The organism is Cyanobium sp. Maggiore-St4-Cus (genome assembly GCF_024345615.1).
Taxonomy (GTDB): domain Bacteria; phylum Cyanobacteriota; class Cyanobacteriia; order PCC-6307; family Cyanobiaceae; genus Cyanobium_A; species Cyanobium_A usitatum.
In genome coordinates this window covers 239243-264334 of sequence record NZ_JAGQBL010000001.1, presented here as the reverse complement: position 1 = coordinate 264334, position 25092 = coordinate 239243, and the positions used below count along the sequence as shown (strand labels likewise).

At 65.4% G+C, this 25092-nt stretch carries 28 protein-coding genes and 1 tRNA gene; 17 read left to right on the top strand and 12 right to left on the bottom strand.

All coding sequences use genetic code 11. From position 1 onward, the window contains the following. Positions 1–42: 42 nt before the first annotated feature. Entirely contained in the window at positions 43–1134 is a 1092-nt protein-coding gene (gene ychF, locus KBY99_RS01555) for a redox-regulated ATPase YchF (RefSeq protein ID WP_254960183.1), read from the bottom strand. Here ychF and KBY99_RS01550 point away from each other — a divergent pair. After that, the gene (locus tag KBY99_RS01550) at positions 1133–2344 is read left to right on the top strand and encodes an efflux RND transporter periplasmic adaptor subunit (protein ID WP_254996884.1); all 1212 of its coding nucleotides are present in this window, start codon (positions 1133–1135) and stop codon (positions 2342–2344) included. The genes ychF and KBY99_RS01550 overlap by 2 nt on opposite strands. Positions 2345–2361: 17 nt before the next feature. Here the strand turns inward: KBY99_RS01550 and wecB are convergent, their stop codons facing one another. Beyond that, complete coding sequence (wecB, locus tag KBY99_RS01545; protein ID WP_254996883.1) at positions 2362–3471, bottom strand: non-hydrolyzing UDP-N-acetylglucosamine 2-epimerase; 1110 nt, start codon at positions 3469–3471, stop codon at positions 2362–2364. A 105-nt stretch (positions 3472–3576) separates the two neighbouring features. Between wecB and KBY99_RS01540 the strand changes: the two genes are divergently transcribed. Then, positions 3577–4758 carry a type IV pilus twitching motility protein PilT gene (locus tag KBY99_RS01540; protein WP_254996882.1) on the top strand — a complete coding sequence of 394 codons (1182 nt, stop codon included), beginning with the start codon at positions 3577–3579 and terminating at the stop codon, positions 4756–4758. Between the two features lie 21 nt (positions 4759–4779). On the opposite strand, the gene KBY99_RS01535 is transcribed toward KBY99_RS01540, so the two are convergent. Further along, entirely contained in the window at positions 4780–4989 is a 210-nt protein-coding gene (locus KBY99_RS01535) for a chlorophyll a/b-binding protein (protein WP_254996881.1), read from the bottom strand. 40 nt (positions 4990–5029) lie between these two features. After that, positions 5030–6109, bottom strand: coding sequence for a tRNA (adenosine(37)-N6)-threonylcarbamoyltransferase complex transferase subunit TsaD (gene tsaD, locus KBY99_RS01530; protein WP_254996880.1), 1080 nt, complete (start codon positions 6107–6109; stop codon positions 5030–5032). 61 nt (positions 6110–6170) lie between these two features. Here tsaD and KBY99_RS01525 point away from each other — a divergent pair, with 61 nt between their 5' ends. Together KBY99_RS01525 and psaJ are read left to right on the top strand one after the other, a co-directional pair. Continuing rightward, positions 6171–6665, top strand: a complete 495-nt coding sequence (locus KBY99_RS01525) for a Photosystem I reaction center subunit III (RefSeq protein WP_254941330.1) — start codon at positions 6171–6173, stop codon at positions 6663–6665. 47 nt (positions 6666–6712) lie between these two features. After that, complete coding sequence (gene psaJ, locus KBY99_RS01520; RefSeq protein WP_214337808.1) at positions 6713–6829, top strand: photosystem I reaction center subunit IX; 117 nt, start codon at positions 6713–6715, stop codon at positions 6827–6829. 77 nt (positions 6830–6906) lie between these two features. Here the strand turns inward: psaJ and gmk are convergent, their stop codons facing one another. Beyond that, entirely contained in the window at positions 6907–7461 is a 555-nt protein-coding gene (gmk, locus tag KBY99_RS01515; protein WP_254941321.1) for a guanylate kinase, read from the bottom strand. Positions 7462–7521: 60 nt separating this feature from the next. On the opposite strand from gmk, the gene KBY99_RS01510 reads away from it, so the two are divergent. Together KBY99_RS01510 and tatC are read left to right on the top strand one after the other, a co-directional pair. Next, positions 7522–9210: an NFACT family protein gene (locus KBY99_RS01510; RefSeq protein WP_254996877.1), complete on the top strand. Its 1689-nt coding sequence runs from the start codon at positions 7522–7524 to the stop codon at positions 9208–9210. Then, entirely contained in the window at positions 9207–9986 is a 780-nt protein-coding gene (gene tatC / locus KBY99_RS01505; RefSeq protein ID WP_254996875.1) for a twin-arginine translocase subunit TatC, read from the top strand. The genes KBY99_RS01510 and tatC overlap by 4 nt, the downstream gene beginning before the upstream one ends. Here the strand turns inward: tatC and KBY99_RS01500 are convergent. Continuing rightward, a complete protein-coding gene (locus KBY99_RS01500) occupies positions 9983–10339 on the bottom strand; it encodes a DUF3067 family protein (RefSeq protein WP_261347177.1) in 357 nt (118 codons plus the stop codon). The two genes, tatC and KBY99_RS01500, sit on opposite strands and share 4 nt — an antisense overlap. A gap of 130 nt (positions 10340–10469) precedes the next feature. Here KBY99_RS01500 and petC point away from each other — a divergent pair, with 130 nt between their 5' ends. The 4 genes from petC to cobM are packed head-to-tail and all read left to right on the top strand — an operon-like array spanning position 10470 to position 13635. After that, a complete protein-coding gene (gene petC / locus KBY99_RS01495) occupies positions 10470–11030 on the top strand; it encodes a cytochrome b6-f complex iron-sulfur subunit (RefSeq protein ID WP_106501698.1) in 561 nt (186 codons plus the stop codon). 48 nt (positions 11031–11078) lie between these two features. Continuing rightward, a complete protein-coding gene (gene petA / locus KBY99_RS01490; protein WP_254996874.1) occupies positions 11079–12014 on the top strand; it encodes a cytochrome f in 936 nt (311 codons plus the stop codon). Continuing rightward, positions 12011–12871, top strand: coding sequence for a prolipoprotein diacylglyceryl transferase (lgt, locus tag KBY99_RS01485; RefSeq protein ID WP_254996960.1), 861 nt, complete (start codon positions 12011–12013; stop codon positions 12869–12871). Before petA ends, lgt begins: the two co-directional genes overlap by 4 nt. Further along, the gene (cobM, locus tag KBY99_RS01480; RefSeq protein ID WP_254996873.1) at positions 12868–13635 is read left to right on the top strand and encodes a precorrin-4 C(11)-methyltransferase; all 768 of its coding nucleotides are present in this window, start codon (positions 12868–12870) and stop codon (positions 13633–13635) included. The genes lgt and cobM overlap by 4 nt, the downstream gene beginning before the upstream one ends. A gap of 7 nt (positions 13636–13642) precedes the next feature. Here the strand turns inward: cobM and KBY99_RS01475 are convergent, their stop codons facing one another. Continuing rightward, positions 13643–15049: an FAD-dependent oxidoreductase gene (locus tag KBY99_RS01475; protein ID WP_254996872.1), complete on the bottom strand. Its 1407-nt coding sequence runs from the start codon at positions 15047–15049 to the stop codon at positions 13643–13645. 141 nt (positions 15050–15190) lie between these two features. Between KBY99_RS01475 and KBY99_RS01470 the strand changes: the two genes are divergently transcribed. Beyond that, positions 15191–15262 (top strand) — tRNA-Val (locus KBY99_RS01470). A 66-nt stretch (positions 15263–15328) separates the two neighbouring features. Then, positions 15329–16081, top strand: a complete 753-nt coding sequence (locus KBY99_RS01465; RefSeq protein ID WP_254996871.1) for a helix-turn-helix domain-containing protein — start codon at positions 15329–15331, stop codon at positions 16079–16081. On the opposite strand, the gene KBY99_RS01460 is transcribed toward KBY99_RS01465, so the two are convergent. Next, positions 16062–17672: a Ppx/GppA phosphatase family protein gene (locus tag KBY99_RS01460; protein ID WP_254996870.1), complete on the bottom strand. Its 1611-nt coding sequence runs from the start codon at positions 17670–17672 to the stop codon at positions 16062–16064. The genes KBY99_RS01465 and KBY99_RS01460 overlap by 20 nt on opposite strands. Positions 17673–17763: 91 nt before the next feature. On the opposite strand from KBY99_RS01460, the gene KBY99_RS01455 reads away from it, so the two are divergent. Together KBY99_RS01455 and KBY99_RS01450 are read left to right on the top strand one after the other, a co-directional pair. Continuing rightward, positions 17764–18669, top strand: coding sequence for a 4-hydroxybenzoate polyprenyltransferase (locus tag KBY99_RS01455; RefSeq protein ID WP_254996869.1), 906 nt, complete (start codon positions 17764–17766; stop codon positions 18667–18669). Then, the gene (locus KBY99_RS01450) at positions 18666–19595 is read left to right on the top strand and encodes an LD-carboxypeptidase (RefSeq protein ID WP_254996868.1); all 930 of its coding nucleotides are present in this window, start codon (positions 18666–18668) and stop codon (positions 19593–19595) included. The genes KBY99_RS01455 and KBY99_RS01450 overlap by 4 nt, the downstream gene beginning before the upstream one ends. Here KBY99_RS01450 and ispD read toward each other — a convergent pair. Next, a complete protein-coding gene (ispD, locus tag KBY99_RS01445; RefSeq protein ID WP_254960157.1) occupies positions 19558–20238 on the bottom strand; it encodes a 2-C-methyl-D-erythritol 4-phosphate cytidylyltransferase in 681 nt (226 codons plus the stop codon). The two genes, KBY99_RS01450 and ispD, sit on opposite strands and share 38 nt — an antisense overlap. 73 nt (positions 20239–20311) lie before the next feature. On the opposite strand from ispD, the gene KBY99_RS01440 reads away from it, so the two are divergent. Both KBY99_RS01440 and fabG read left to right on the top strand, forming a co-directional pair. Next, positions 20312–21157, top strand: a complete 846-nt coding sequence (locus KBY99_RS01440; protein ID WP_254996867.1) for a lipopolysaccharide heptosyltransferase family protein — start codon at positions 20312–20314, stop codon at positions 21155–21157. Between the two features lie 72 nt (positions 21158–21229). Further along, complete coding sequence (gene fabG / locus KBY99_RS01435; protein WP_254996865.1) at positions 21230–21982, top strand: 3-oxoacyl-[acyl-carrier-protein] reductase; 753 nt, start codon at positions 21230–21232, stop codon at positions 21980–21982. On the opposite strand, the gene KBY99_RS01430 is transcribed toward fabG, so the two are convergent. Beyond that, positions 21979–22218 carry a hypothetical protein gene (locus KBY99_RS01430; protein ID WP_106501449.1) on the bottom strand — a complete coding sequence of 80 codons (240 nt, stop codon included), beginning with the start codon at positions 22216–22218 and terminating at the stop codon, positions 21979–21981. The genes fabG and KBY99_RS01430 overlap by 4 nt on opposite strands. A gap of 134 nt (positions 22219–22352) precedes the next feature. Between KBY99_RS01430 and groL the strand changes: the two genes are divergently transcribed. Then, positions 22353–24068, top strand: a complete 1716-nt coding sequence (groL, locus tag KBY99_RS01425; protein WP_254996864.1) for a chaperonin GroEL — start codon at positions 22353–22355, stop codon at positions 24066–24068. Between the two features lie 11 nt (positions 24069–24079). Here groL and KBY99_RS01420 read toward each other — a convergent pair whose 3' ends face one another. Beyond that, positions 24080–24754, bottom strand: a complete 675-nt coding sequence (locus KBY99_RS01420; RefSeq protein ID WP_254996863.1) for an N-acetylmannosamine-6-phosphate 2-epimerase — start codon at positions 24752–24754, stop codon at positions 24080–24082. Next, the gene (locus KBY99_RS01415) at positions 24755–25081 is read right to left on the bottom strand and encodes a hypothetical protein (RefSeq protein ID WP_254996862.1); all 327 of its coding nucleotides are present in this window, start codon (positions 25079–25081) and stop codon (positions 24755–24757) included. Positions 25082–25092 lie beyond the last annotated feature (11 nt).

Genomic DNA, 25092 nt, shown 5'->3' with positions numbered 1-25092 from the left:
GCACCTGATCTCGCGGCTGAAGCAGGTCGCGTAGAAGGGCCCTCACACGTTGAACAGAAACTCCATCACGTCACCTTCTGCAACGATGTATTCCTTGCCTTCAGCCCGCAGCCAACCCTTGGTGCGAGCTTCCACCAGCGAGCCCGCCTCGAGCAGCTGGTTATAGCCGATGGTTTGGGCGCGGATGAAGCCGCGCTCGAAGTCGGTGTGAATCACGCCAGCGGCCTGGGGGGCGGTCATGCCGGCCTGGATAGTCCAGGCGCGGGTTTCCTTCTCGCCGGTTGTGAAATAAGTGCGCAGCCCCAGCAGGTCGTAGGTGGCGCGGATCAGGCTCTGCAGGCCGCCCTCCCCTACCCCGAGACCCGCCAGGAATTCGGTGCGATCCTCCTCTGGCAGCTCAATCAATTCGGCCTCCACCTGGGCCGAGATGCGCACCGTGCCCGCCCCTTCCTTCAGGGCCAGCGCTGCCACCTCCTCGCAGTAGGCGTTGCCGCTGGCCAGATCGTCTTCGCTGACGTTGGTGGCATAGATGATCGGCTTGGCGGTGAGCAGCCCCAGGGGCTTGAGCAGCGGGGCCTCCTCATCGCTGATGGCCACATTGCGGGCGGCACCGCCGGCCTCCAGCTCCACCTGGATGCGCTCAAGGGCAGCATCTTCCAGCTGGGCCTCCTTGCTGGTGCGCACCTGCTTCTTGAGCCGCTCGCGTCGCTTCTCCACCTGGGAGAGATCGGCCAGGCCCAGCTCGAGGTTGATCACCTCGGCATCGCGGGCCGGCCCCACCGAGCCACTCACATGGATCACGTCGTCGTTTTCGAAGCAGCGCACCACGTGCACGATTGCGTCCACCTCGCGGATGTTGGCCAGAAACTTGTTGCCAAGACCCTCTCCCTGGCTGGCCCCCTTCACCAGCCCGGCGATATCGACAAACTCCACCCGGGTGGCAATGATCTCCTTGCTGGAGCTGAGGGCAGCCAGCTGATCGAGCCTGGGGTCTGGCACGGAGACCACACCCGAATTCGGCTCAATCGTGCAGAAGGGGTAGTTGGCGGCTTCGGCCTGGGCGTTGGCGACCAGGGCATTGAACAGGGTCGATTTGCCGACGTTGGGCAGACCGACGATTCCGGCTTTAAGCATGGCTGAAATCTACGGGCCCCAGGTCGAGGCGCCAGCAGCGAAAATAAAAGTCTCTGCCCCCAGCTCAATTTCCACCCCCACTTCAGTGCCGGTGATTTCCAGCTCGCCGCGCCGGCCCTGGCAGCGGCGGCGCCTTTGGGCCGCAGCCGCCGCAGGGCTTGTGCTCGTAGCTGGCATCGGCCTCCTGCAGCGGCAGCGCGGCACCAGCCGGGCCAATCTCGAGCTGTACACAGTTGTTGCAGCTGCGGGCGACCTGCCGGGGGTGGTGAGTGCCAGCGGCGAACTCGAGGCCGAAAAGCGCGTGAACGTCAGCCCCAAACGGCAGGGGGTGATCGAGGAGCTCTACGTGGAGGAGGGCGACCCGGTGGGCCGCGGCCAGGCCCTAGCGCGCATGGATCAAGGCGACCTCGACGAGCGGCTCGCCGAGCTGCGGGCCCAGTTGCGCTCAGCCCAGGCCCAGCTGGCCCGCAGCCGCAGCGAGCTGGAGCGCAACGAGAGCCTCTACCGCCAAAACGCCATCAGCCTCAGTGACTTCATTAGCGTGCGCAGCACCTTCCTGGTGGACCAGGCTGCCATGCAGGCCAGCCGCCAACGGCTGCAGGCGCGCCAGGTGGAGCAGGCCGATCTGGTGGTGCGGGCGCCGTTCGATGGGGTGGTGACCCAGCGCTTCGCCGATCCTGGCGCCTTTGTGACACCCACCACCACCGCCTCGGCCACCGCCGGTGCCACCAGCTCCTCGATTGTGGAGCTAGCCCAGGGCCTGGAGGTGGTGGCCAAGGTGCCGGAAAGCGACATTGGCCGTGTGCAGCTGGGCCAGAGCGCCACGGTGCGAGTGGATGCCTTTCCCGATAAAAGCTTTGAAGCACGGGTCAAGCGCGTCACCCCCCGGGCCGTGAAGATCAACAACGTCACCTCCTTCGATGTGGTGCTGCGCTTGGTTGGCGAGCCCCCCCAGCTGCGCATCGGCATGACCGCCGACGTCGGCTTCCAGACAGGTCAGGTGCAGGCCGACACCCTGGTGCCCACCGTGGCGATCGTCACCGAGGCGGGGCGGCCGGGCGTTCTGCTGGTGGGCAAAAAAAACCAGCCCACCTTCCAGCCGGTGGAGCTCGGCATCAGCAGCGGCAAGGACACCCAAATCCTCTCCGGGCTCAAAAGCGGCACCCGGGTGTTCATCGACCTGCCGCCCTGGGCCAAAAAACGCCCCTGAGCCTCAGGTCCCAAGGCTCAGCCAGCCAGGAAAGTGCGGGCAGCATCCACAATCCGCCCCGAAGCCTGGCCGTCGCCAAAGGGATTGTGGGCCCGGGCCATGGCCTCATAAGCCGCCGGATCATCCAGCAGGCGGCTGGCCTCGGCCACGATGTCGGCGCTGTCGGTGCCGATCAGCTTGGCCGTGCCCGCCTCCACAGCCTCGGGGCGCTCCGTGGTGCGGCGCAGTACCAGCACCGGCTTACCCAGCGATGGCGCCTCCTCCTGCAGACCCCCCGAATCGCTCAACACCAAGGTGGCGCCGCGCATCGCCGCCACCAGCTGGTCGTAATCGAGGGGTTCCACCAGGAAGGCGCGGGGGTGGTCGCCGAGCAGGGCCTGCAGGGGCTCTCGCACGGTGGGATTGCGATGCAAGGGCAGCAGCAGGGCCGTATCGGGATAGCGCTCGAGCAGCTCACGGAAGCCGCGGCCTATGTCCTGTAGGCGCTCACCCCAGTTTTCACGCCGGTGCACCGTGGCCAGAATTACCCGCTGCTTCTCAAAATCGAGGCCAGGCAGGGTGTAAGGAGGCGCCTGCTCGGCCATCAACAGCAGGGCGTCGATCACCGTGTTGCCGGTGGTCAGCACCGTGCCCACCACCCCTGAGGCCCGGCAATTAGCAGCCGAGAGGGCCGTGGGGGCGAAGTGCAGCTGGGCCAGCTGGGAGATCAGGCGCCGGTTGGCCTCCTCCGGGAAGGGATCGAGCAGGTTGTCGGTGCGCAGCCCGGCTTCCACATGGCCCACCGGGATCTGCTCGTAGAAGGCCGCCAGGGCCGAGGCAAAGGCAGTGGTGGTGTCGCCCTGCACCAGCACTAGATCGGGACGATGCTCGCCAAATTCCTGCTTCAGCCCCTGCAGCGCGCCGCAGGTGATGTGGGTGAGGGTCTGCTTGGGGGCCATCAGAGCCAGGTCGTGGTCAGCCGTCAGTCCAAAAAGACCCATCACCTGGCTCACCATCTCGCGGTGCTGGCCGGTGAGCACAACCCGAGTGCGGAAATCGTCGGCCTGCTGAAAGGCCCGGATCACCGGAGCCAGCTTGATGGCCTCCGGACGGGTGCCCAGCACGATCGTGACAAGGGGCTTGGACACCGAAGGGTTGCAGACCAAATGATCCTACGAAGGTCGTCAGCAAAGGGGCTGGTGCTGACAGAAGCCGCAGCAGCAGCGAAGCTGGGCAAATACCGGTGACCGCAGATGACGACTTCACCCTTTCCTCCCTCTCCCCTTCCCCCGTCACCTTTTCCCCCCGCCGCAGCACCCCCTGCCCCCACCCCAGACATTGGAACTGCCCCCAGCCGGGTAGATAACGGCAGCCAGCCCGACAGCCTCGAAGGCATCGTGCGCATCGCCAACGAAAGGGGCTACTCCGACGTGCACCTGGGAGTTGGAGAGCAACCCCGCTTCCGGGCCCGGGGGGAGATGGCTGGCACCGGATGGCCAGTGACTGATGCGGCCACCTTCAGCGGCTGGATGAGAGAGATGCTCAGCCCCGTCGAAATCGACGCCTTCCAACGCGAGAAGGAATTCGACGGCTCCCACGCCTTTTCCTTTGTGCGAGTGCGCATCAACCTGTTGGATTCGTTGCGGGGTCCGGCGATGGTGCTGCGACTGATCCCCCAGAAGATCGCCACCATGGAAGATCTAAACCTGCCGCCAGTGCTCAAGGAGCTGGCGGCCCGGCCCAAGGGAATGATCCTGGTTACGGGCCCCACCGGCTCCGGCAAGAGCACCACCCTTGCCGCGATGATCGACTGGATCAATCGCAACATGTGCCGCCATATTCTCACCATCGAAGATCCGGTCGAATTCGTACATGAAAGTCGCCAGTCTTTGATCCGACACCGGGAGGTTGGTCAGCACACCAAGGTGTTCCACAACGCCCTGCGGGCAGCCCTTCGAGAGGACCCCGATGTAATCCTGATTGGGGAAATACGTGATCAAGAGACCCTGGCCACAGCCATCGAGGCCTCCCAGACAGGCCACTTGGTATTTGGCACCTTGCACACAAACTCCGCCGTCAAAACCGTAGAACGGGTGCTAGGCATGTATCCCCCTAGTGAACAGGACAGTGTTCGGCGTGCGGTTTCAGAATCACTGCTTGGAGTGATAGCCCAGGGACTGCTTAAAACAACCGACGGCAAACGGGCCGCTTATCACGACATTTTGATCAACACTGACGCCTGCAAGGACTACATCCAGCGAGGCGAACTCGACGAGATCGAGGAGATCATGAAGCGCAGCGCTTTCGATGGTATGCAAACCGCAAATCAGTCGTTGCAGCAGTTGGTAGAAGCCCACCGGGTTACCCCCGAGGAAGCCTTAGCCCAAAGCCTCAAGCCCAACGAGCTGGCTCAAGCGCTCCGCGGTCGCACCTGAGTCAGCTCTGCAAAGGGTTTTTTAGTGGCTCGCTAGGCGGGCCACCAGCAGCACCGATAAGCCCACCGACAGACCCACCATTGCCAGCCGGCCGTTCCAGATCTCGGCTTGGGGGGTGAAACCGCGGCGCCAAGCATTTAGCTCAGTGGCACTCACCGGTTCAAACCCTTCGGACACCGGCTCAAAATCGACGGTGGCTTGCAGCTCGCGCTCGCGGTTGAGGGTGGTCATCGGGCCGCACCAATACCGTATGAATTTCAGTTTACGACAATTAAAAGCACGGTTGTGATTCGTAAAGCAAGCCGGCTTGCTCCAGGGGCAGCCGGGCAGCCACGCCCAGGTCAAAGCAGCTGCTCTGGCCGCCGGCCAGGCGCTGGGCCCCAGCCACACCGATCATGGCGGCGTTATCGGTGCAGTAGGCCAGCGGAGCCACCCGCCAAGCCAGGCCATCGAGCCCGCAGCGCTGCTCCAACAGCTGCCGCAGCCGCCGATTGGCGGCCACGCCACCCACCAGTACCAGCGTGCCCAATCCCTGCTCCCGGGCGCAGCGGCAACTGCGCTCCACCAACACCTGGGCCACCACCTGCTCAAAGCTGGCCGCTAGATCAGCCAGCGGCAGCGGCTCGCCGCCCGCCCGGTGCTCAGCCTGGTGCTCAGCCTCCAAAGCACGCACCTGGCGCAGCATCGCTGTCTTGAGGCCGCTGAAACTGAAGTCGTAGGGATAAAAGCCGCCCTCCGGCCGCGACACCCGGCCCTTGGGCAAGGCAAAGCGAAGGGGGTCGCCGTTTTGCCCAGCCGCCTCAATCGCCGGACCACCCGGGTATCCGAGCCCGAGCAGGCGGGAGACCTTGTCGAAAGCTTCGCCGGCGGCATCGTCGTGGCTGCGGCCCAAGCGGAGATAGCGGCCAGGCCCGTCAACCCGCAGCAACTCGGTGTGGCCGCCGCTGACCAGCAGCACCAGGTAGGGACCGGGGGGCAGGGGCTCGCCCAGCTGCACCGAGCAGAGATGACCTTCCAGGTGATGAACAGCCACAAAGGGCTTGCCATGCAGCCTCGCCAGGGTGCGGCCCGTGACCGAGGCCACCAGCAGGGCCCCCACCAGGCCCGGGGCGGCGGTGGCGGCGATGCCATCGAGCTCGGCCATGGTCACGCCGCTGTCGCGGCACACCTGCTCAATCAGCTGGGGCAGGGCCTCGACGTGGCGACGCGAGGCGATTTCCGGCACCACGCCACCCCAGCGGGCGTGCTCCTCCACCTGGGAGGCGACGGCACTGGCGAGCACCGTCTGATCACGCACAATCGCTGCCGCCGACTCGTCACAACTTGTTTCGAGGGCCAGAACCAATGGCATTGGACTTCTACAGCTCCCGTACTGTCCAGAAGTGTCATCCTGCCCCGCGGCCCTGCGTCCGATGCGCCGTCTTTTCTCCCGCCGACTCTTCGCGGTTCTGCTCTCCGCCTTCCTGTTGCTCGGCTTCGCCCCTGCGGCCAAGGCTGACGTGGCAGGGCTGACCCCCTGCTCCGAGAGCGCCCGCTTCCAGCAGCGCGCTGCTACCGCCAAAACCGATCAGGCCAAGGCGCGCTTCGCGATGTACAGCCAGGCCGTATGTGGTGCCGATGGCCTGCCCCACCTGATCGTGGATGGTCGCTGGAACCATGCCGGTGATTTCATGATCCCTGGCATTGCCTTCCTCTACATCGCTGGCTGCATTGGCTGGGCTGGTCGCAACTACCTGCGCGCCATCCGCGGCGACAAGGATGCCGCCATGAAGGAGATCCAGATCGATCTGCCCCTGGCATTCAAGAGCACCCTGGCAGCAGCAACCTGGCCCCTAGCCGCCTTCGGCGAGCTCACCAGCGGCAAGCTGCTCGAATCCGACGACAAGGTCACGGTTTCGCCCCGCTAAGGGTTGCTTAGCCCTGCCAGTCCTAGACGCCTCTCTATTTTTTGAACATGAAAAAGTTCCTCACCACCGCTCCGGTGTTTGCTGCCATCTGGTTCACAGCCACGGCAGGAATTCTGATCGAATTCAACCGCTTCTTCCCCGACTTGCTGTTCCATCCCATGTGATCAGCCCCCTCTGATCAGTCAATCTTGATCCGACGCGGCCCCCCGGGGCCGCTTTTTTTTGCCCGTGCCTAGCCGCCCTAGCCCAGCAGCTGCTCCAACTCAGCTAGGGCAAGCTCCAGTTCGCCGTTGACAAGCACCGCGTCAAATTCCGGCGCCGCAGCCAGCTCCACCTTGGCCCGCTCCAGCCGCCGACCAATCGCCTCCTCGCTATCGGTGCCGCGGCCGCGGATACGCCGCTCAAGCTCCTCAAAACTGGGGGGTTCGACAAAAATCTGGAAAGCCTCGGCAAAGCTTTGGCGCACCTGGCGTGCCCCCTCCAGCTCGATCTCAAGCAGCACGGGCCTGCCTGCAGCTAGCTGGGCCTGCACCGGTTGGCGGGGGGTGCCGTAAAGGTTGCCGGCAAATTCGGCCCACTCCAGAAAACCACCCTCAGCCACCTGGCCTTCAAAGGCGTCGCGAGTCAGGAAAAAGTAGTGCTGGCCATCCAGCTCACCGGCGCGGGGGGCGCGGGTGGTGGCTGAGATCGATAGCCAGATCTCCGGATGAAGTAGCAGCAGTCGCTGCACCAAGGTGCCCTTGCCGACTCCACTAGGGCCGGTGATCAAGGTGAGACGGCCGGGCAAGGCGCTCATGGCGGGCGACAGCTCTGGCCTGCAGAGTAGAAGCCAGCGTCCGTGTTGCCCTGCCAAGCCGTGTCCCCCTCCCGCCTTCAGGCAGTAGACGTCACGACCCTGCGGGCGGTGCTGGCCGAGTGGCGGCCGCTACTGCTGCCAAGTCGCTTCGAGAAGGCCCAGCAGGCCAGCCCCCAGGCCCTGCAGATCGGCCTGCGCAGCCTCAGCGGTAGCCACTGGCTCGAGCTCAGCTGGCAGGCGGAAGCGGCTCGGCTGCACACGATCCCGCCGCCACCCCGCCAAGGGGATGGCAGCACCCTGGCCCAGCAGCTGCAGCACGGCCTCAAGGGTCTGGCCCTCATCGAAATCCAGCAGCAGGGCTGGGAGCGGGTGGTGGAGCTCGGCTTCGCCAGGCGTCCCGGTGAGCCCGTGCTGCGCTGGCTGGTGGTGGAGCTGATGGGCCGCCACAGCAACCTGCTGCTGCTCGACGCCGACCGCCAGGTAGTGGCCCTGGCCCGCCAGGTGAAACCCCAGCAATCACGCCTACGGCCAATCGGCACCGGCGACCCTTACCAACCGCCCCCGCCCCTGGCGGGCGAGCCGCCGCGGCTGGAGGAGAGCTTTGGCAGCTGGCAGCGCCGTCTGCGCCTAGTGCCCCTGCCCCTGCAGCAGGCCCTGCGCGATGCCTACCAGGGCATGAGTCCGGCCTTACTGCGCCAGCTACTGCCCTGCGGCTGGGGAGAACTGAGCGTAGACAGCATCAGTCCGGAGCAATGGCAGCAGTTGTGGCAAGGCTGGCGCCAGTGGCTTGAAGCCGTGCAGATGGGGCGATTCAGCTGGCAGCTCGAACCGGCCGGCTACCGCTGCTGGGCTGGATCCAGCGGCGATACCCCTGCCGCAAATCCAGCCCTGGCCATAAACCAAGGCATGGCCGCCTATTTCAGCGAGCACCTCGGCGCCCAGCTGCTTGTGCAGCAGCGCCAGCAGCTGCAGCACCGCTTGCAGGCCACAGTCGAGCGCGAAAGCCGCCAGGCCAGCGAGCAGCAAGCCCTGCTGGATGCGGTGCCTGAAGGGGAAGCTCTACAGCGCCGCGCCGATGCCCTGCTCAGCCAGCTCCAGCCGAGCCGGCAGTGCATTGAAGAGGCACAGAAGCTCTACAAAACCGCCCGCAAGCGGCGGCGCTCGGTGGCGGCGATCACCCCCAGGCTGGAGCAGCACAGGCAGCGCTTAGCAAGCCTCGAAGCCAGCCTCACCTACCTGGAGCAGGCCGACAGCCTCGAGCAGGTGGGCAGCCTGGTTGGCGAGCTCGAAGCCCTGCTGGCTGAGCGCGGCCAGCGCAAGCCAGCTGGGGGTCGCCAGAGGCGGCGGGCTGGAGCGATCGAGGGGGTGCCCCAACCCCTGGAGCTGCACACACCTTCCGGTTTGCCCATACAAATTGGCCGCAACCACCGCCAAAACGAATGGATCGCCTTTCGCCAGGCGCGCCGCGGCGATCTCTGGTTCCACGCCCAGGAGCTGCCGGGCAGCCATGTGGTGCTGAAAAGCTCGGAGCGACTGGCCAGCGATGCGGATCTGCAGGCAGCAGCCGATCTGGCCTCTCACTACAGCAGGGGCCGGGGCAACAGGCGGGTGCCGGTGGTGATGGTGCCCACCGAGGAGTTACAACGCATTCCTGGTGCAGCGCCCGGTACCGTGCGCCATCGTGGCGGCTCCGTGCTGTGGGGAGAACCTCAGCGGGCTCTTAGCCTGCTGATGGAGCAGAAACGATGAGCGCCGAACCCGAAATTTCAGCCAAGCGCCTCGCCGCACCCGAACCGGGGCCTGGAGAATTTCCAGCCGAGGTGGAGATGAGCCTGGTGGACCATCTCGAGGAGCTACGCCGCCGCGTGCTGCGCAGCCTGCTGGCGGTAGTGGTGGCGGCGGCAGCCTGCCTTGTCGCCGTTAAACCATTGGTGCGGCTGCTGGAAGTGCCAGCAGAGGGCATCCGCTTTCTGCAGCTGGCCCCGGGCGAATTTTTATTTGTGTCGTTCAAAGTGGCGGGCTATGCCGGGCTCACCTTGGCCCTGCCCTACGTGCTCTACGAGGGTCTGGGGTTCGTGCTGCCCGGACTTACCCGGCGGGAGCGGCGGCTGGTGGCCCCGGCGGTAGCTGGCTCGGCGGTGCTGTTTGCGGCGGGGCTGGCCTTCGCCTGGTGGGCCCTGGTGCCCGCAGCCCTGCGCTTCCTGGTGAGCTACGGCGCCGACGTGGTCGAACCGAGTTGGTCGATCGAGCGGTACCTCGATTTCGTGCTGCTGCTGATGGTGGCCACCGCGCTGGCATTTCAACTGCCAGTACTGCAGTTGTTGCTCGGCGCCCTTGGCCTGGTGAAGGCCCAGCCCATGCTGGCGGGTTGGCGCTGGGTGGTGTTGGCAAGTGCCCTGGCGGGGGCCGTGTTGACCCCCTCCACCGACCCCGTAACGATGCTGCTGCTCTCCGGGGCGATCACAGCCCTTTACCTAATCGGCGTTGGCCTGGTGGCCTGCACCGAACGGCTGCGGCCTGCCTAAAGCAAAAATTCGCTGGCCCGGCCGGCCGGGATCTCCAACGCCAGACCCATGGCCTTGCCCTGTCTCGGCTTATCGGAGGTGGTGCCAAGCCAGCTGCGCACCTGATCAGCCACCCCCAGGCCGTTCAGCAAACCCACCAGTTCCTCGAGCTTGCTGCGGTAGCCCTCCTCCGTGAGCGGAAAGGATTGCTGCTCTAAGTAGGCCCACATCACCTGTAGATAGAGCCGGCCGCGACGCTGCACCAGTTGCAGGTCGTAGGAAACCTGCCAACGGGTTTGCAGCAGATCCCAAACCTCTTGCGCAGACAGGGGCGAACCTGGCTCAGGGGGTGGGGGGAGGGCACTGGAGGGCAGGGACACGCCCAAGCTCACGCGATGGATTGCACAACAGCATGTTGCAGGCCCAGGGGCCAGCCGGCTGCACCGCCCCGGAGCCGCACAGGCAAGGTTCATAATGAGCGCCACATTGTCCCGGCGCGTCTTCATGACCCAGATGCCAGCGAGCGCTTCAAATAGCGCCTCCAACGGTGATGTGCCCGGAATGGGCCGCCGGCAGTTCATGAACCTGCTGACCTTCGGGTCTGTGACCGGTGTGGCCCTGGGTGCCCTCTATCCAGTGGCTCGTTATTTCATCCCCCCCAAGGCGGCAGGCGGCGGCGGCGGCACCACCGCTAAAGACGAGCTCGGCAACAGCGTCACTGCCAGCGGCTGGCTCAGCAGCCACAAGGAGGGCGATCGCAGCCTGGTGCAGGGCCTCAAGGGAGATCCGACCTACTTGCTCGTTGAGGGCAATGACGCCATCGGCAGCTACGGCATCAATGCCATCTGCACTCACCTTGGCTGCGTAGTGCCCTGGAACAGCGGCGCCAATAAGTTCATGTGCCCCTGCCATGGCTCCCAGTACGACGCCACCGGCAAAGTGGTGCGCGGTCCAGCGCCCCTCTCCTTGGCCCTGGCTCACGTCTCTGTAGACAACGACAACGTTTTCCTTAGCCAGTGGAGCGAAACCGACTTCCGCACCGGCGACAAGCCCTGGTGGGCCTGATTACCCCGATCCAGCTTTTCTTCTCCCTGTCTGTCGCCTGATCTCGTGATGCGTCGTTCCCTTTCCCTGCTGCTCGGCTCCCTGATCGCCTTCGCCGTGCTTTTGACCGGCGCCAGCCCCAGCTGGGCCTATCCCTTCTGGGCCCAGCAGAACTACGCCAGCCCCCGGGAGGCCACCGGCAAGATCGTCTGCGCCAACTGCCACCTGGCCAAGAAGGCCACCCGGGTGGAAGTGCCCCAGGCCATTTTCCCTGACACGGTGTTCAAGGCCGTGGTGGAAATCCCCTACGACGCCAGCGTTCAGCAGGTGGCCGGCGATGGCAGCCGCACCGGTCTGAATGTCGGCGCTGTGGTGATGCTTCCAGATGGCTTCACCCTTGCCCCGCAAGACCGCCTCAGCGAGGAGCTGAAGGAGGAAACTGCCGGCATTTATTACACCCAGTATTCCGACGACCAACCCAACATCCTGTTGGTGGGCCCGATCTCCGGTGATGAGCACCAAGAGATCGTTTTCCCGATTCTCTCTCCTGATCCCGCCACCGACAGCAGCATCCACTTCGGCAAATACCAGCTGCATGTGGGCGGCAACCGTGGCCGCGGCCAGGTGTATCCCACCGGCGAAAAGAGCAACAACGGCGTCTTCAACGCCCCCGTAACTGGCACGGTGTCAGCAATCACTGCCGGTGATAACGGCGCTTCCCTGGTGGAGATCACCGCCGCAGATGGCACTACAGCCACTGAAACCGTGCCGGCTGGCCCCACCATCCTGGCGGCGGTTGGTGATGCAGTAGTTGCCGGTTCACCGATCACCAACGACCCCAACGTGGGTGGCTTCGGACAGATTGATGCCGAGGTTGTGCTGCAAAACCCTGTGCGCATCTACGGTTTGCTGGCATTCTTTGCCGCAATCGCCCTGGCCCAGATCTTGCTGGTGCTCAAAAAGCGCCAGGTTGAAAAGGTTCAGGCTGCTGAAGGCTTGATCTGAGCAGCGTGCTTGCCACCTTCACCTCCCCGGGGCCCCTGGTTTTCCAGCTGGGCCCCTTTGCCTTGCGCTGGTATGGTCTGCTCATCGCCGTGGCCGTGTTGCTGGGCCTCAGCCTGGCCACCCGGCTCGGCCGGGCTCGAGGCATTGAGCCATCCCTGATTGCCGATCTCCTGCCCCTGATGGTGCTGGGAGCCGTGATCGGAGCACGCATTTACTACGTCGCCCTCGAGTGGCGCCAGTATTCCGGCAACTGGCTTGATGCGATCGCGATCTGGCGCGGAGGCATCGCCATCCACGGCGCCCTGCTGGGCGGCTCCCTGGCCACGATGCTGTTCTGCCGCTGGCGCCGGCAGCCCTTCTGGCAACTGCTCGATGTGCTGATGCCCTCCGTGGCCCTCGGCCAGGCGATCGGCCGCTGGGGAAATTTCTTTAATTCCGAGGCCTTCGGCTTGCCTACGGATCTTCCCTGGAAACTGCAGATCCCCGCGGCCAGCCGCCCAGCTGAATTTTTTGAGCAGCTCTACTTTCACCCCACCTTCCTCTACGAATCCCTTTGGAATCTGGGGGTGTGCGCCCTACTGCTTGGGTTATTTCGGGCCGCCAGTAGCGGCCGCATTCAACTGCTGCCTGGAGCACTCAGCTGCGTGTATCTGATGGCCTACAGCAGCGGGCGGGTGTGGATTGAAGGGCTGCGCCTCGACCCCCTCTGCCTGCTCTCCGAGCCGCCCTTCTGTGATGGCGGCCTGCGTATGGCCCAGCTGGTCAGCCTGCTTTTGATTGCCCTTGGCGGCGTTGGCCTCTGGTGGCTCTACCGCCGCCAACGCCCCCTGCCCGACCCCAGTGGAGTAACCACTTGAATAACAAGCCTGTCTGGATAGTTGGTGCCGGGCCCGGCGCACCCGACCTGCTCACCCTGCGCGCCGCCCGCCTTGTGGAGCAGGCGGAGGTGTTGGTGTGGACCGACTCCCTAATCAATCCCCAGATCGCAGCCCTGGCTCCAGAGGGCTGTGAGCAGGTGCGCACCAGCACCCTCACGCTGGAGCAGGTGATGGAGGTGGTGCTGGATCGGGCCCGTGCCGGCAAAACCGTGGTGCGGCTCCACGATGGGGATCCGTGCCTCTACGGCGCCATCGCCGAGCAAATTTGCCGCCTGGCCGATGCCGGTATCGGCGTGGAAGTGGTGCCCGGCTTAAGTGCTTACCAGGCCACCGCATCGGCCCTGCAGAGCGAGCTCACCATCCCTGGCCTGGTGCAGACGATCGTGCTGAGCCGCGCTGGCGGACGCACCGGCGTGCCGGAGCGGGAGGCACTGGAGCGGCTGGCCGCCCTGCGCGCTTCCCTTTGCCTCTACCTCAGTGCTCGCCACGTAGAAGAAGTGCAAACCGAGCTGCTGCGCCACTACCCCGCCGACACTCCTGTAGCCATTGGCTACCGGGTGAGCTGGCCTGATCAATGGATAAAGGTGGTTCCCCTGGCCGATATGGCCCGGGTAAGTCAGGAACGGCAGTTGATCCGCACCACCCTCTACGTGGTGAGCCCGGCACTGGCGGCGCCGGCTGAGGCCCGTTCTCGCCTCTACTCAGCTAGCCACAATCACCTCTTCCGCGGCGGCGCTAGCTGAAAAGGCATCAGCCTGCCTCGCCATAAAGCTCCCGGGCCAAGCGCTGCCGATCGAAGCCACAGCCCAGCCGCTCGACAATCGCCTCCAGGTCCCGGGCGGCATTACCCAGGCAGCAGGTACCCCCAGGGGAAGGGGTGACATTGAACACAAGGCCGGGCCGGGCCGCGATGCTGGCCTCGCCGAGCATCAGCTTGCGGTTGGCCTTATCGATCAGCTGGGGACGCACGCCGCCATATCCCTCAGCGAAGCTGAGATCCTCGAGGCGCATGTCGGGCACGATCTTGCGAGCATCTGCCAAAAACAATCGCCGCCTCAGCCAGGGCACCTCGAACAGCAGATTTTTAAAGATGTAATTGCGGATATCGGCGATGCGAAAGAGCTGCCAGAACACGGCCAGCACTGCCCAATCGAGCCGCAGCACCTTCAGAAACTCCCAAAACGAGGCTGGTTTGTAGCGCTCCAGCAGCGGCAGCAGCAGGGCGGTAGGGCCAAAACGGGTTTTGCCAGGGGCTCGCACGTCGGGGTCGCCGTGGATGGCGGCAAAGGGCAGCTTGTCGTTCTGCACCGTGTAAACCTTGCCCCGGAGCAAATCCGGCGTGAAGTAAAAGCTGCCGGCCACGGGCAGGCAGGAATACTCCAGTCCGTAGCCCATGCGCTGGGCCATCAGCAGGCTGTGGGCTCCGGCATTCACCACCACGTGCCGGGCTCGCACCGAGCGGGGAGCCTGCCCGGCGGCGCTGGAGCAGCCGGGGGTGGGGGCCAGTTCCACCCGGTAGCCATCGCCCTCAGGCGTAATCGCGACCACGCTGGTGCCTAGCTGCACCGTGAGCTGGCGCGACGTTCCGGCCACCGCCGCCGCCGCCTGGGCCACGAACGAGGCCGATAGCTCCTCGTAGTCCACGGCGGTGTAGGTGCGGCGGATGCCGATCGCCACCAGCTCCTCCGGGCGCAACTCCCCCTGCACCAGTCCCACCTGGGGCTCCCACTCGGCGATCTGCGGCTTCTCGAGCAGCTCCATTGCCGGGAAGTGGGGTGAGAAGCGAGCAAAGCGCTCCCGCAGGAAGGTGCACTCGTGCTCGCCCACCCCCAGCACCATTTTTGGAGTGCGAAACACACAGAGCTCGCGGCTGGCTGGATCAAGCAGCTCGGCGTAGTTCACGATCATCTCGGCGGTGCGCTTCACCCGCACCGCCTTCTCGAGCGTGTAGTTGGTCTCGATGTCGCCGCAGTGAATCGTCTGGCTGTTGTTGGTGGCCTTCGAGTTCACCCTGGCCAAGGCGTCGTAGCGCTCCACCAGCAGGATGCGGCCCAAATCGGTGTAGCGGGCCAGCTCGAACAGCAGGGCCGTACCGCACACCCCGCCTCCCACGATCAATACGTCCACTGTCTGATCAACATCCACTGGCTGGGTCAAGTCCACTGGCTGGCTCAAGTCCACAGGGTCCGTTGCTGGCTTGGGATCGGCTCGTTCGGGGTTGGCGCTCACGCAATGCGACCGGCTCTTAGCCCATGGTGACCGATCGACTGCCTGTGGTGTTTTAAGGTGTGGAGGTGCGGGCGATTAGCACAGCGGTAGCGCACTTCCTTCACACGGAAGGGGTCACTGGTTCGAATCCAGTATCGCCCATTTCAACCACTGGACCGCGTCAAATTTGCCTGCAGAATGTCTAAATCTGCTGAGCTCGCTGTTGTGGTGTCAGATTCTCCTAACCCCGAGGCCTTATCCGCCCTTCGCTGCCTGGGGCAGACGCTGCGGCAGGGCCGGGAGGTCCAAGGTCTCGAATTGGCCGTGCTGGCAGCCCGTCTAAACATGGGAGTCGAACAACTTCAGGCCCTGGAAGAAGCCGACGCCTGTCGATTGCCGGAAGCGGTATTCGTAATCGCCCAGGCCCGCAGAATCGCCAGCAGCCTGGCCATCAACATCGATGGCCCCCTGCAAACCCTGCGAGATAGCGGCCAGTTTCAAACCAAGCCGATCAAGGTGGTCGAACTCACCCAGCGCGCCCCAACCAGACCGGCACAAACCAGCGGCCGACTGGCCATCACAGCAGCAACCCTGGTCGCCCTCAGTGGCGCCGGCGCCGTGGGCTGGCAGCAGTGGCAGCGTCACCAGGCCCGCCCAACCCAGCAGCAAACGCAGCCCCAGCCGCTGACCGATATTTCCCCAGCACCAAGGAGCAGGGATAGGGAAAGCGGCAGCCTCAATCCCGATCAGCTGCAACTGACGAGCAGCCAGCCCAGCTGGCTCGAAATAAAAACAAAAACCGGCACCATCCTGTTCCGTGGCACCTTCACAGGTGAGCGGAGCTTCCCCCTGGGCCAAGGGCTTGAGGTGCTGGCAGGCCGTCCCGACCTGGTTCGCACCCGAATAGGAGGCGGTGCCGCTCAACCCCTGGGACCCATTGATCAGGTGCGTTGGCGCAGCTTCAGGGCTCCGGCACCCTGAGACCAAGGCCGCAGGATTCCTGCACCACTTCAGCGCAGGATCGCAGGCTCCAGCGCTCCAAGCTGAGATCCGGAGCTGGCTCACCAGGGGCGGCCGCCAGGGGCTCCAGGTCAACGCAAACCGCATTTTGCCTTGATCTCACCTGCAGGGTCGCAATCACCGCAGCGGGCCGGCGATCTAGGGCCGCCGCCAACCGCAACAGCAAGGCCATTGACGTAACGGTGCGGCGCTGTTCGCGGTCTTCGATCAGCTGCCACGACTCATGGCGCTTCTTCGGCAGGCTGCGGCGGTGATAGCGGCCAATCGCCGCCACCATCAGGTGCTCGGATTCGGAGTAGCCCAGCAGCTCGCCGTGGCGGATCAAATACCAGCTGTGCTTGTGATAAGCGGAGATATTGATGCTCTTGCCACAGGTATGCAATTGGGCGGCGGCCCAGAGCAGCTCCCGGCCCGGCCCCTCGTCGTGGTGCAGCAGCCCCCGCGACTGGTCGTAGAGGCTGAGGGCATGGGCGGCCACCCGATCGGCCCGGGCCCGATCGACACCAAAGCGCTGGGCCAGGTGCAGCACGGTGCGCTGGCGAATAGTGCTCTGGAAGGCAAAGCGATCTCCCAGCAGGCCGTTGCGCAGCATCCAGTCCACGATCAAGCCCTCCCGCAGGGCCCGATCACAAACCACCAGCTCCCGCACGCCGAGCATCGCCATCGCCGTCTGCAAAATCAGGGCGCCTGGCACGATGATTTCGGCCCTGCGGTCATTGATGGCGGGCAAGGCGCGGCGCTGCTCCGGCGTCATCGCCAGCAGCCGGGCGGTGAGCTGGTCGATGCGCTCGCGGCTGAGCCTGTAGCCCTGCAGCTTTAGCGGCGGCTTGGGATCTTCAGCAGCCGCCAGCGCCGCTAGGGCCATGGCTGTGCCGCTGGTACCCACCATCAGCGGCTGTTCGCCCCGGCGCAGCGCCGCCTTCACCTCAGCTACGGCAGGGTCGAGGGCGCCCTGGATATAGGCCTGCAGGAAGGAGCGACGTTCGACCGGTAGGGGGTCCTGCTGACAAAACTCCCGCTGCAGGCGCACCGCGCCGATGCGGGTGCTGCTGAAGGAGCGGCCGTCGCGGCCATCGGCCAGCACCAATTCGGTGGAGCCTCCACCGATATCAATAATCAAGTGGGGCTGGTCGCCGAAAGCCATGCCCGAAAGCACACCCAAATAGATCAGTCGCGCCTCCTCAGGCCCGCTCACCAGATCCACCTCCAGGCCCAGTTGCTCCTGCAGCGCCACCAGGAAATCCCTGCCATTGGGGGCCTCCCGCACGGCACTGGTGGCCGCCGTGACGATCTGCTCCACCCCATGGCTAAGGGCCAGATCGCGATCGTGGCGCAGGGTGCGAAAAGCCCGCTCGATCGCCTCGGCACTGAGGTCACCGCTATGGGGATCCCTTTCGCCAAGCCGGGTGGTGGCCTTCTCAGCCAGCACCACACTGAAACTGCTCAGCTCCGGATCCACCTCTGCCACCAGCAGGTGAATCGAGTTGGTGCCGATGTCAATAGCGGCCACCCGGCGGCGACCGGACTGCTGAAGGTTGGAGGCCTGAACCATCTAACTCAGCAACTGCCACTGGGGGCGTTACTTTGCCACCCACGGCCCGTCCCACCGGCACACCTAGGGTGCGGCACGACGAAAAGGGGGCATGGCCAACTTGACGCGCGGCAACCGTCTGGGGGCCTGGCTGGAGCTGGTGCGCTGGCACAAGCCCAGTGGCCGCCTGATCCTGCTGATTCCAGCTGGCTGGAGCCTCTGGCTCACCCCAAACGCCCCACCGGCGCCGCTGTTGGTGGCACTAATAGTGCTGGGAGGACTGGCGGTGAGCGCGGCCGGCTGCATCGCCAACGACCTCTGGGACCGCCGCATCGACCCCTTGGTAGAGCGCACCCGCAGCCGTCCCCTGGCCGATGGCCGCGTTGGCGTTGGCGAGGCGATAGGCCTGCTGCTGCTCAGCCTGGTCGTCGCCTTGGCAGTGCTGCTGGTGCTGATGGGGGGGTTGCCCGCCGCCAGCCGCAACCTCTGCCTGCTGCTGGCAATCGCGGCCCTGCCGCCAGTGCTGCTCTACCCCTCGGCTAAACGCTGGTTTGGCTACCCCCAACTGGTGCTGGCCATCTGCTGGGGCTTTGCGGTGCTGATCCCCTGGGCCGCTGCCACCGGCTCCCTGGCCGGCGGCTGGCCCCTGGCCCTGGTATGGCTGGCGACCTTGCTTTGGACCTTCGGCTTCGACACGGTTTACGCCATGGCCGACCGGGATGACGACCGGGCCATCGGCGTGCGCAGCAGTGCCCTCAGCCTGGGCAGCCTGGCCCCCCTGGCGGTGGCGATCAGCTACGGCCTCGCCGCCCTGGCCCTGGGGCTGGCCGCCGGCCTGCAGGGATGCGGCTGGATCAGCTGGCCGTTGGGTCTGCTGGCAGCAGCCGGCATGCAGCGCGAAGCCGCCCTGCTGCGCCGCCCCAACCTGCCAAGGTCCGCCTACGGCCGCCACTTCAGCCGCCAGGTGCAGCTGGGAGGGCTGCTGCTGCTTGCCCTGGTGCTGGGGCAGCTGCCATGAGCCAGGTCATACGTCAGCCCTCACCGCTGCGGCCAGGGGATCGGGTGCAGCTGGTGGCGGCAAGCTCAGCCCTGCTGGGCGAAGACGCCTTGGCGCGCCTGGAGGCGGGCATTGCCGTGCTCGAGAGCTGGGGGCTGGAGGTGGAGCGCACGCCCCTGCACGGGCGCCAGTGGGGCTATCTGGCCGGCCGAGACCAACAGCGACGCGGCGACCTGGAAGCGGCCGCCAGGCGGGGCGCCGAACTGCTGGCCTGTGTGCGGGGCGGCTGGGGAGCGGCCCGGTTGTTGGAAGCACCCCTGGCCCTGCCAGCTCGCTGGCTGCTTGGTTTCTCCGACGTCACCTCCCTGCTCTGGGCCCAACTAGCCCAGGGGCAGGGAGGTGCCATCCACGGGCCGCTGCTCACCACCCTGGCCGCCGAACCCGCCTGGAGCCAAGAGCGGCTGCGGTGCCTTTTGTTTGGCGAACCCCTAGGCGACCTTCAGGGCGAGGGCTGGTGTGGCGGCAGCGCCGCAGGCCCCCTGCTGGCCGCCAACCTCACCGTGGCCACCCACCTGCTGGGTACGCCCTATCTGCCGGATCTGCGCGGCGCCATTTTGGTGCTCGAAGACGTGGGCGAAGCTCCATACCGAATCGAGCGCATGCTCACCCACTGGCGGCTTTGCGGAGGGCTGCAGCAGCTGGCCGGCATCGGCCTGGGGCAGTTCACAGACTGCGATGAAAACCCAGCCGAAGCAGATCGGTTCAGCCTCGAGCAGGTGCTGCGCGAGCGCACAAGCGATCTCGGCATCCCCGTGGTGAGCAACTTGCCCATGGGTCATGGGGCCGGCAATGCGGCCCTACCCCTAGGTGCCTGGGCCGAGCTCGATGGCAGCAGCGGCCAGCTGCGGATCAGCAGCGCGAAGCAAGCACCGCCGCTGCCACGGTGAGATCGAAAGGGGTGGTGAGCTTGATGTTGGAAGCAGGCGCCTCCAACACCTGCACCGCCAAACCCAGCCGCTCAAACAGGGCCGCATCGTCGGTGACGCTCCAGCCCTGCTCCGTGGCGGTTGCATGGGCAGCCCGCAGCTGCTGAACCGGAAAACCCTGGGGAGTTTGGGCTGCCCACAACCAGCTGCGATCTGGGGTGGCCGTGATGGTGCCAGCTCCATCCACCTGCTTGATCGTGTCGGTTACGGGGGTGGCGGCGATCACCGCTGCGCCTTGCTGCACCGCAGCGGCACAGCGGGCCAGCAGTTCTGGCTCGACAAGACAGCGAGCCCCGTCGTGGATCAGCACACCACCAGCAGCTGCCGGCAGGGCCGCCAGCCCCCGGCTCACCGACTCCTGACGGGTGTCACCACCCTCAATCCACTGCACCGGCAGGTCAGGCTGAGCTTCAGCCACGATCGCCGCTATCGCGGCTGCATCAACGGGCTGGCCCACGATGCCGATCCAGCTAATGGCGGGGCAGGCGAGGGCCGCATCGAGGGTCCAGGCCAGCACCGACCGCCCCGCCACGGGCAACAGCAGCTTGTTGCCAGTGGCCCCCATGCGGCGTCCGCTGCCGGCTGCGGCGATCAGCAAATGCACAAGCGACTCCCGCGAGACGGGTCAATCCGAATCTGATCCATACAATCAGGCCGCCGAACCTGTGTCGTTTGCGATGCGCGCCCTGTTTCTGATTCCGGGCGGCAGCAGCCAGCAGCTGCAGAGTTTTGCCGCCGTTGCCGCCGTCGCCGACCAACTCCATGCCGTCGTTCAGGTGGTCTGTCCGTTAGCGGCGGTTCCCCTTTGGTCCCTGCATCCAGCAGTGGAACGGGCCATGCCCTTCACCTACGAGCAGGCAACCCTTGCCGATTGGGCCAACTTGATGGGCTCGGTGCGGGAGCCTGATTTTCAGGTGAGCCTCAACCTGGCGCCCAGCCGCCAGATGGATCTCATGCTGTCGATGAGCCACATCCCCACCCGGGTGGCCAGCAGTGGCTTCTCCGCCACCGAGCGGATCACCCCCATCGAGGGCGGCTGGGCCAACCAGGCCTATGAAGCCTTCCTGCGACCCATCGGGGTGCGGCTCGAGGCTGATTCTTTCCGGTTGCCGATCGCCCCTGCCGACCTGGAGGCCGCCAGCGCGGCCCTACCCAGTGGCGATGGACCGGCCCTGCTGCTGGCCCCCTCCGCTGCTGGGGGCGACTGGCCAGCCCAGCAATGGCAAGACCTACCCGCCCAGATCCGCAGCAAGCTGCCCAACCTGCGGACCGTGCCCGCACTAGCTGGCACTGGGGCTGGAGATATGCGTAAGCGCGCCGCCCAGATCGCCAGTGCCGATGTGGTGCTAGCCAGCGACCCTGTAGCCATCGAATTGGCCCTGCTGCTCGGCCTGCCGCTGGTGGCCTTGGGCCGGGACCCCGCCAGTCTGCCCAGCCGTGCTGGGGTGCAGGGCCTCGGCAGCGCCGCCAACCTCAGCCAACTTGGCCACGCCGAGGTGCTCGCCGCCCTGGGACTGGGATAATCGGGGTTCGGGGGATAGTCAGGCCATACGATCAGCGCCACAAACCCCAGTGCCGCGATGTCGAGTGCCGTGATGTCCAGCCCAGCCCCCCTGGCCGGCCAAGTGGCGCTGGTTACCGGTGCCAGCCGGGGTATAGGTCGCGCCATCGCCCTTGAGCTGGCAGCGGCCGGCGCCCAAGTAGTGGTGAATTACGCCAGCTCCCCGGATGCAGCCGAAGCGGTCGTGGCTGAGATCACTGCTGCCGGGGGCGAAGCCTGGAGCCATCGGGCCGATGTAGCCGATGAAGAGCAGGTCGACGCCATGGTCAAAGCGGTGCTTGCTAGGGGCGGCCGGCTCGACCTGTTGGTTAACAACGCCGGCATCACCCGCGACGGCCTGCTGATGCGGATGAAAACCGCCGACTGGCAGAGCGTGATCAACCTCAATCTCACCGGCGTGTTTCTCTGCACCCGCGCTGTGAGCCGGGCCATGCTCAAGGCCCGCAGCGGCCGCATCATCAACATCACCTCAGTGGTGGCCCTGATGGGCAATCCAGGCCAGGCCAACTACAGCGCCGCCAAGGCCGGCGTGATCGGCCTCACCCGCAGCAATGCGGCTGAATTTGCAGCCCGGGGTGTGACCGTCAATGCCGTTGCCCCGGGGTTCATCGAGAGCGACATGACCGCCGAACTCGACAAGGAGCCGATCCTGGCGGCGATTCCCCTGGGGAGGATGGGCAGCGCCGCCGAGGTGGCAGGTGCAGTGCGCTTTCTGGCCGCCGACCCGGCTGCCGCCTACATCACCGGCCAGGTGCTGCAGGTGGATGGCGGCATGGTGATGCGTTAAGAGCTTGTGAGCGGCTGAGCCAACTCCTCGCGCAGCCGGCGAATCCGCTGCAGCAGGCGCAGGCGGCGACTGCGAGCGGTGATTGTCAAAAACAGCCTCACCGGCACATAAACCAAGGCCATCAACACTCCGGCCGCCGCCACGAGCACAAACACCATGGCGTTAGCAGTGGAGCCCGGATCCAGCGAAATGGCTTCGTCCGCGCTCTCTAGTGCTGTTTGCAGCAAATCCTCCATTGCTGAACCCTATCGAGCCTGGAGCAAATCAGTAGCCCAAAGCAGCAGCTTGATTCGGCTTTCCCCACCCCGCTCCGTTGGCCCGGCGGTGGTCCGCTATGGGAGCCTGACATCACTGAGTGTCCAGCGTTTTCATGGCCAAGCTGATCAGCTTTTCAGATGCCTCCCGTGGCGCCCTTGAGCGTGGTGTAAACGCCCTGGCCAACGCGGTGAAGGTCACCATCGGACCCCGCGGCCGCAACGTGGTGCTCGAAAAGAAATTCGGCGCGCCCGAGATCGTTAATGACGGCGTCACCATCGCCCGGGAGATCGAACTCGAAGATCCCTTCGAAAACGTTGGCGCCAAGCTGATGCAGCAGGTGGCCAGCAAGACCAAGGACACCGCCGGCGACGGCACCACCACTGCCACCCTGCTGGCCCAGGCACTGGTCCGCGAAGGCCTCAGAAACGTGGCGGCCGGCGCCAGCCCGGTCGTGTTACGCCGCGGCATGGAAAAGGCCACAGCCCAGATCGTGGCGGGCATCGCCGAGAGGGCCCAACCCGTCGCCGGTGAAGCGATTCGCCAGGTAGCCGAGGTGAGCTCCGGCAACGACGAAGAGATCGGCCGGATGATCGCCGAGGCCATGGACAAGGTGAGCGCTGACGGCGTCATCACCGTTGAGGAGTCCACCTCCTTGGCCACCGAACTGGAGATCACCGAGGGCATGGCCTTCGACCGTGGCTACAGCTCCCCCTACTTCGTCACCGACCAGGAGAGGCGCGAATGCGTCTTTGAAAATGCCCTGATCCTGATCACCGACCGCAAGATCAGCACCATCACTGAGCTGGTGCCCGTGCTGGAGGCGGTTTCCAAGGGCGGCAGGCCCCTGCTGATCCTGGCGGAAGAGGTGGAGGGCGAAGCTCTAGCCACCCTGGTGGTTAACAAAAACCGCGGCGTATTGCAGGTTGCAGCTGTGCGGGCCCCTGGCTTCGGCGATCGCCGCAAGGCCATGCTTGGCGACATCGCCGTACTCACTGGCGCCACAGTCGTGAGCGAAGACCAGGCCATGACCCTGGACAAGACCGGCCTAGCCGAGCTGGGTCAGGCCCGCCGCATCACCATCACCAAGGACAGCACCACGATCGTGGCCAGCGGTGAGCACCAGGCAGTCGTTGCTGATCGGGTGGCCTCAATCAGGCGCGAGCTCGACAACACCGACTCCGATTACGACCGCGAAAAGCTGCAGGAGCGGATCGCCAAACTGGCCGGAGGAGTTGCCGTGATCAAGGTGGGTGCTCCCACCGAAACCGAGCTCAAAAACCGCAAGCTGCGCATCGAAGACGCCCTCAACGCCACCCGCGCTGCGGTGGAGGAGGGAATCATTGCTGGTGGCGGCTGCACCCTGTTGGAGCTGGCCGAAGGGCTGAGCAGCCTGGCGGCTAGCTGCCAGGGCGATGAGCGCACCGGCGTCGAGATCGTCAAGCGGGCCTTAGCCGAGCCCGTGCGCCAGATCGCCCACAACTCGGGCGCCGATGGCGCCGTGGTGGCAGCTGAGATCCTGCGGCTGGGCAAGGGCTACAACGCCCTAACCGGCGTCTACGAAGACCTCCTGGCCGCTGGCATTCTCGATGCGGCCAAGGTGGTGCGCCTAGCCCTTCAAGACGCGGTTTCGATCGCCTCCATGCTGATTACCACCGAGGTTGTGATCGCCGATAAGCCCGAACCCGAAGCAGCACCCGGCGGCGACATGGGTGGCATGGGTGGCATGGGTGGCATGGGTGGCATGGGTGGCATGGGTGGCATGGGTGGCATGGGAGGTATGGGAGGTATGGGAGGTATGGGTGGAATGGGCATGCCCGGGATGATGTGATCCCAGGCTGCTCAGCCGGCCAGCACATCCCGTACATAGGCAGCAACCTGCAAATCGACCCCGGTGATTGCCGTGCCCACAACCACGGCATCAGCGCCGAGGTCCAGGGCTTGGCGGGCCTGCTGGGGGCTTGATATGCCGCCCTCGCAGATCAGACTCACCTCGTTGGGTAATTGCTGCCGCAGCAGGGGCAATAGATCCCAGGCTGGTGGCTTCTGGCCTGAGGTTGATTCCGTGTAGCCATAAAGGGTCGTGCCGACCCAGCTGCAACCCAGCTCGGCGGCACGCAGACCATTGGCAACGCTGTCCACATCCGCCATCAGCACAGCACCAAGCTCACGCTCGGCGCGGGCGATCAGACCCTCCAAATTTTCACCCCCGGGGCGATAGCGCTCGGTGGCATCAATCGCCACCACATCGGCACCAGCAGCCCAAACAGCACGAATCTCCTCCCACCCCGGGGTGATGTACACCGAGCTGTCTGGGTAGCTGCGCTTCCATAGGCCCACGATCAGGGCCGTTGGGCAGCGCTGACGAACAGCGCCGATATGCTCTGGGCTTTCCAGACGCACCCCAGAGGCGCCATTGCGCAAACTGGCATCTGCCATGGCGGCGATCACATCGGGATCGCGCATCGGAGATCCCTCGGGGGCCTGCACCGACACAATCAAACCGGAGGGTTTCACTCAGCTGGCCAGGGGTAGGTGAAAGTCATCGAGCTCTTCAGCATCCGGCAGCCAGGCCCGCAGGGAAGCGTGGGCAAAGGGCGCAGGAGCGGCATCGCGCGCTGCAGGAGCCAGGGCATCCTGCACAAGGGCCAGCACAGGCCGTTGCTCAACTGGTTGCTCAACTCGTTGCACGCTGGGCTCAGGGTTGGTCTCCAGGCCAGCCTGGGAGCGCAGCCACTCAGCCGCCCCTGCTCCTTGGTCCACGCAAAGTGGGCCGGAGATCAGGGCTTCGAGGGCCGCCAGTCCCCTGCGGTGCGCCCACTGCTGCACCAGACGCTGGGCCATGGCCTGATCCC

Excerpts from the sequence above, each read along its gene's own strand:
- KBY99_RS01460 (WP_254996870.1), bottom strand. The coding sequence starts at position 17,672 with ATGGTTCAGGCCTCCAACCTTCAGCAGTCCGGTCGCCGCCGGGTGGCC.
- KBY99_RS01415 (WP_254996862.1), bottom strand. The coding sequence starts at position 25,081 with ATGGCCCAGCGTCTGGTGCAGCAGTGGGCGCACCGCAGGGGACTGGCG.
- KBY99_RS01455 (WP_254996869.1), top strand. The coding sequence starts at position 17,764 with ATGGCCAACTTGACGCGCGGCAACCGTCTGGGGGCCTGGCTGGAGCTG.
- KBY99_RS01525 (WP_254941330.1), top strand. The coding sequence starts at position 6,171 with ATGCGCCGTCTTTTCTCCCGCCGACTCTTCGCGGTTCTGCTCTCCGCC.
- KBY99_RS01535 (WP_254996881.1), bottom strand. The coding sequence starts at position 4,989 with ATGACCACCCTCAACCGCGAGCGCGAGCTGCAAGCCACCGTCGATTTT.
- tsaD (WP_254996880.1), bottom strand. The coding sequence starts at position 6,109 with ATGCCATTGGTTCTGGCCCTCGAAACAAGTTGTGACGAGTCGGCGGCA.
- KBY99_RS01430 (WP_106501449.1), bottom strand. The coding sequence starts at position 22,218 with ATGGAGGATTTGCTGCAAACAGCACTAGAGAGCGCGGACGAAGCCATT.
- petC (WP_106501698.1), top strand. The coding sequence starts at position 10,470 with ATGACCCAGATGCCAGCGAGCGCTTCAAATAGCGCCTCCAACGGTGAT.
- fabG (WP_254996865.1), top strand. The coding sequence starts at position 21,230 with ATGTCCAGCCCAGCCCCCCTGGCCGGCCAAGTGGCGCTGGTTACCGGT.
- groL (WP_254996864.1), top strand. The coding sequence starts at position 22,353 with ATGGCCAAGCTGATCAGCTTTTCAGATGCCTCCCGTGGCGCCCTTGAG.
- KBY99_RS01540 (WP_254996882.1), top strand. The coding sequence starts at position 3,577 with ATGACGACTTCACCCTTTCCTCCCTCTCCCCTTCCCCCGTCACCTTTT.
- KBY99_RS01440 (WP_254996867.1), top strand. The coding sequence starts at position 20,312 with ATGCGCGCCCTGTTTCTGATTCCGGGCGGCAGCAGCCAGCAGCTGCAG.
- KBY99_RS01550 (WP_254996884.1), top strand. The coding sequence starts at position 1,133 with ATGGCTGAAATCTACGGGCCCCAGGTCGAGGCGCCAGCAGCGAAAATA.
- gmk (WP_254941321.1), bottom strand. The coding sequence starts at position 7,461 with ATGAGCGCCTTGCCCGGCCGTCTCACCTTGATCACCGGCCCTAGTGGA.
- petA (WP_254996874.1), top strand. The coding sequence starts at position 11,079 with ATGCGTCGTTCCCTTTCCCTGCTGCTCGGCTCCCTGATCGCCTTCGCC.
- KBY99_RS01450 (WP_254996868.1), top strand. The coding sequence starts at position 18,666 with ATGAGCCAGGTCATACGTCAGCCCTCACCGCTGCGGCCAGGGGATCGG.
- psaJ (WP_214337808.1), top strand. The coding sequence starts at position 6,713 with ATGAAAAAGTTCCTCACCACCGCTCCGGTGTTTGCTGCCATCTGGTTC.
- ychF (WP_254960183.1), bottom strand. The coding sequence starts at position 1,134 with ATGCTTAAAGCCGGAATCGTCGGTCTGCCCAACGTCGGCAAATCGACC.
- tatC (WP_254996875.1), top strand. The coding sequence starts at position 9,207 with ATGAGCGCCGAACCCGAAATTTCAGCCAAGCGCCTCGCCGCACCCGAA.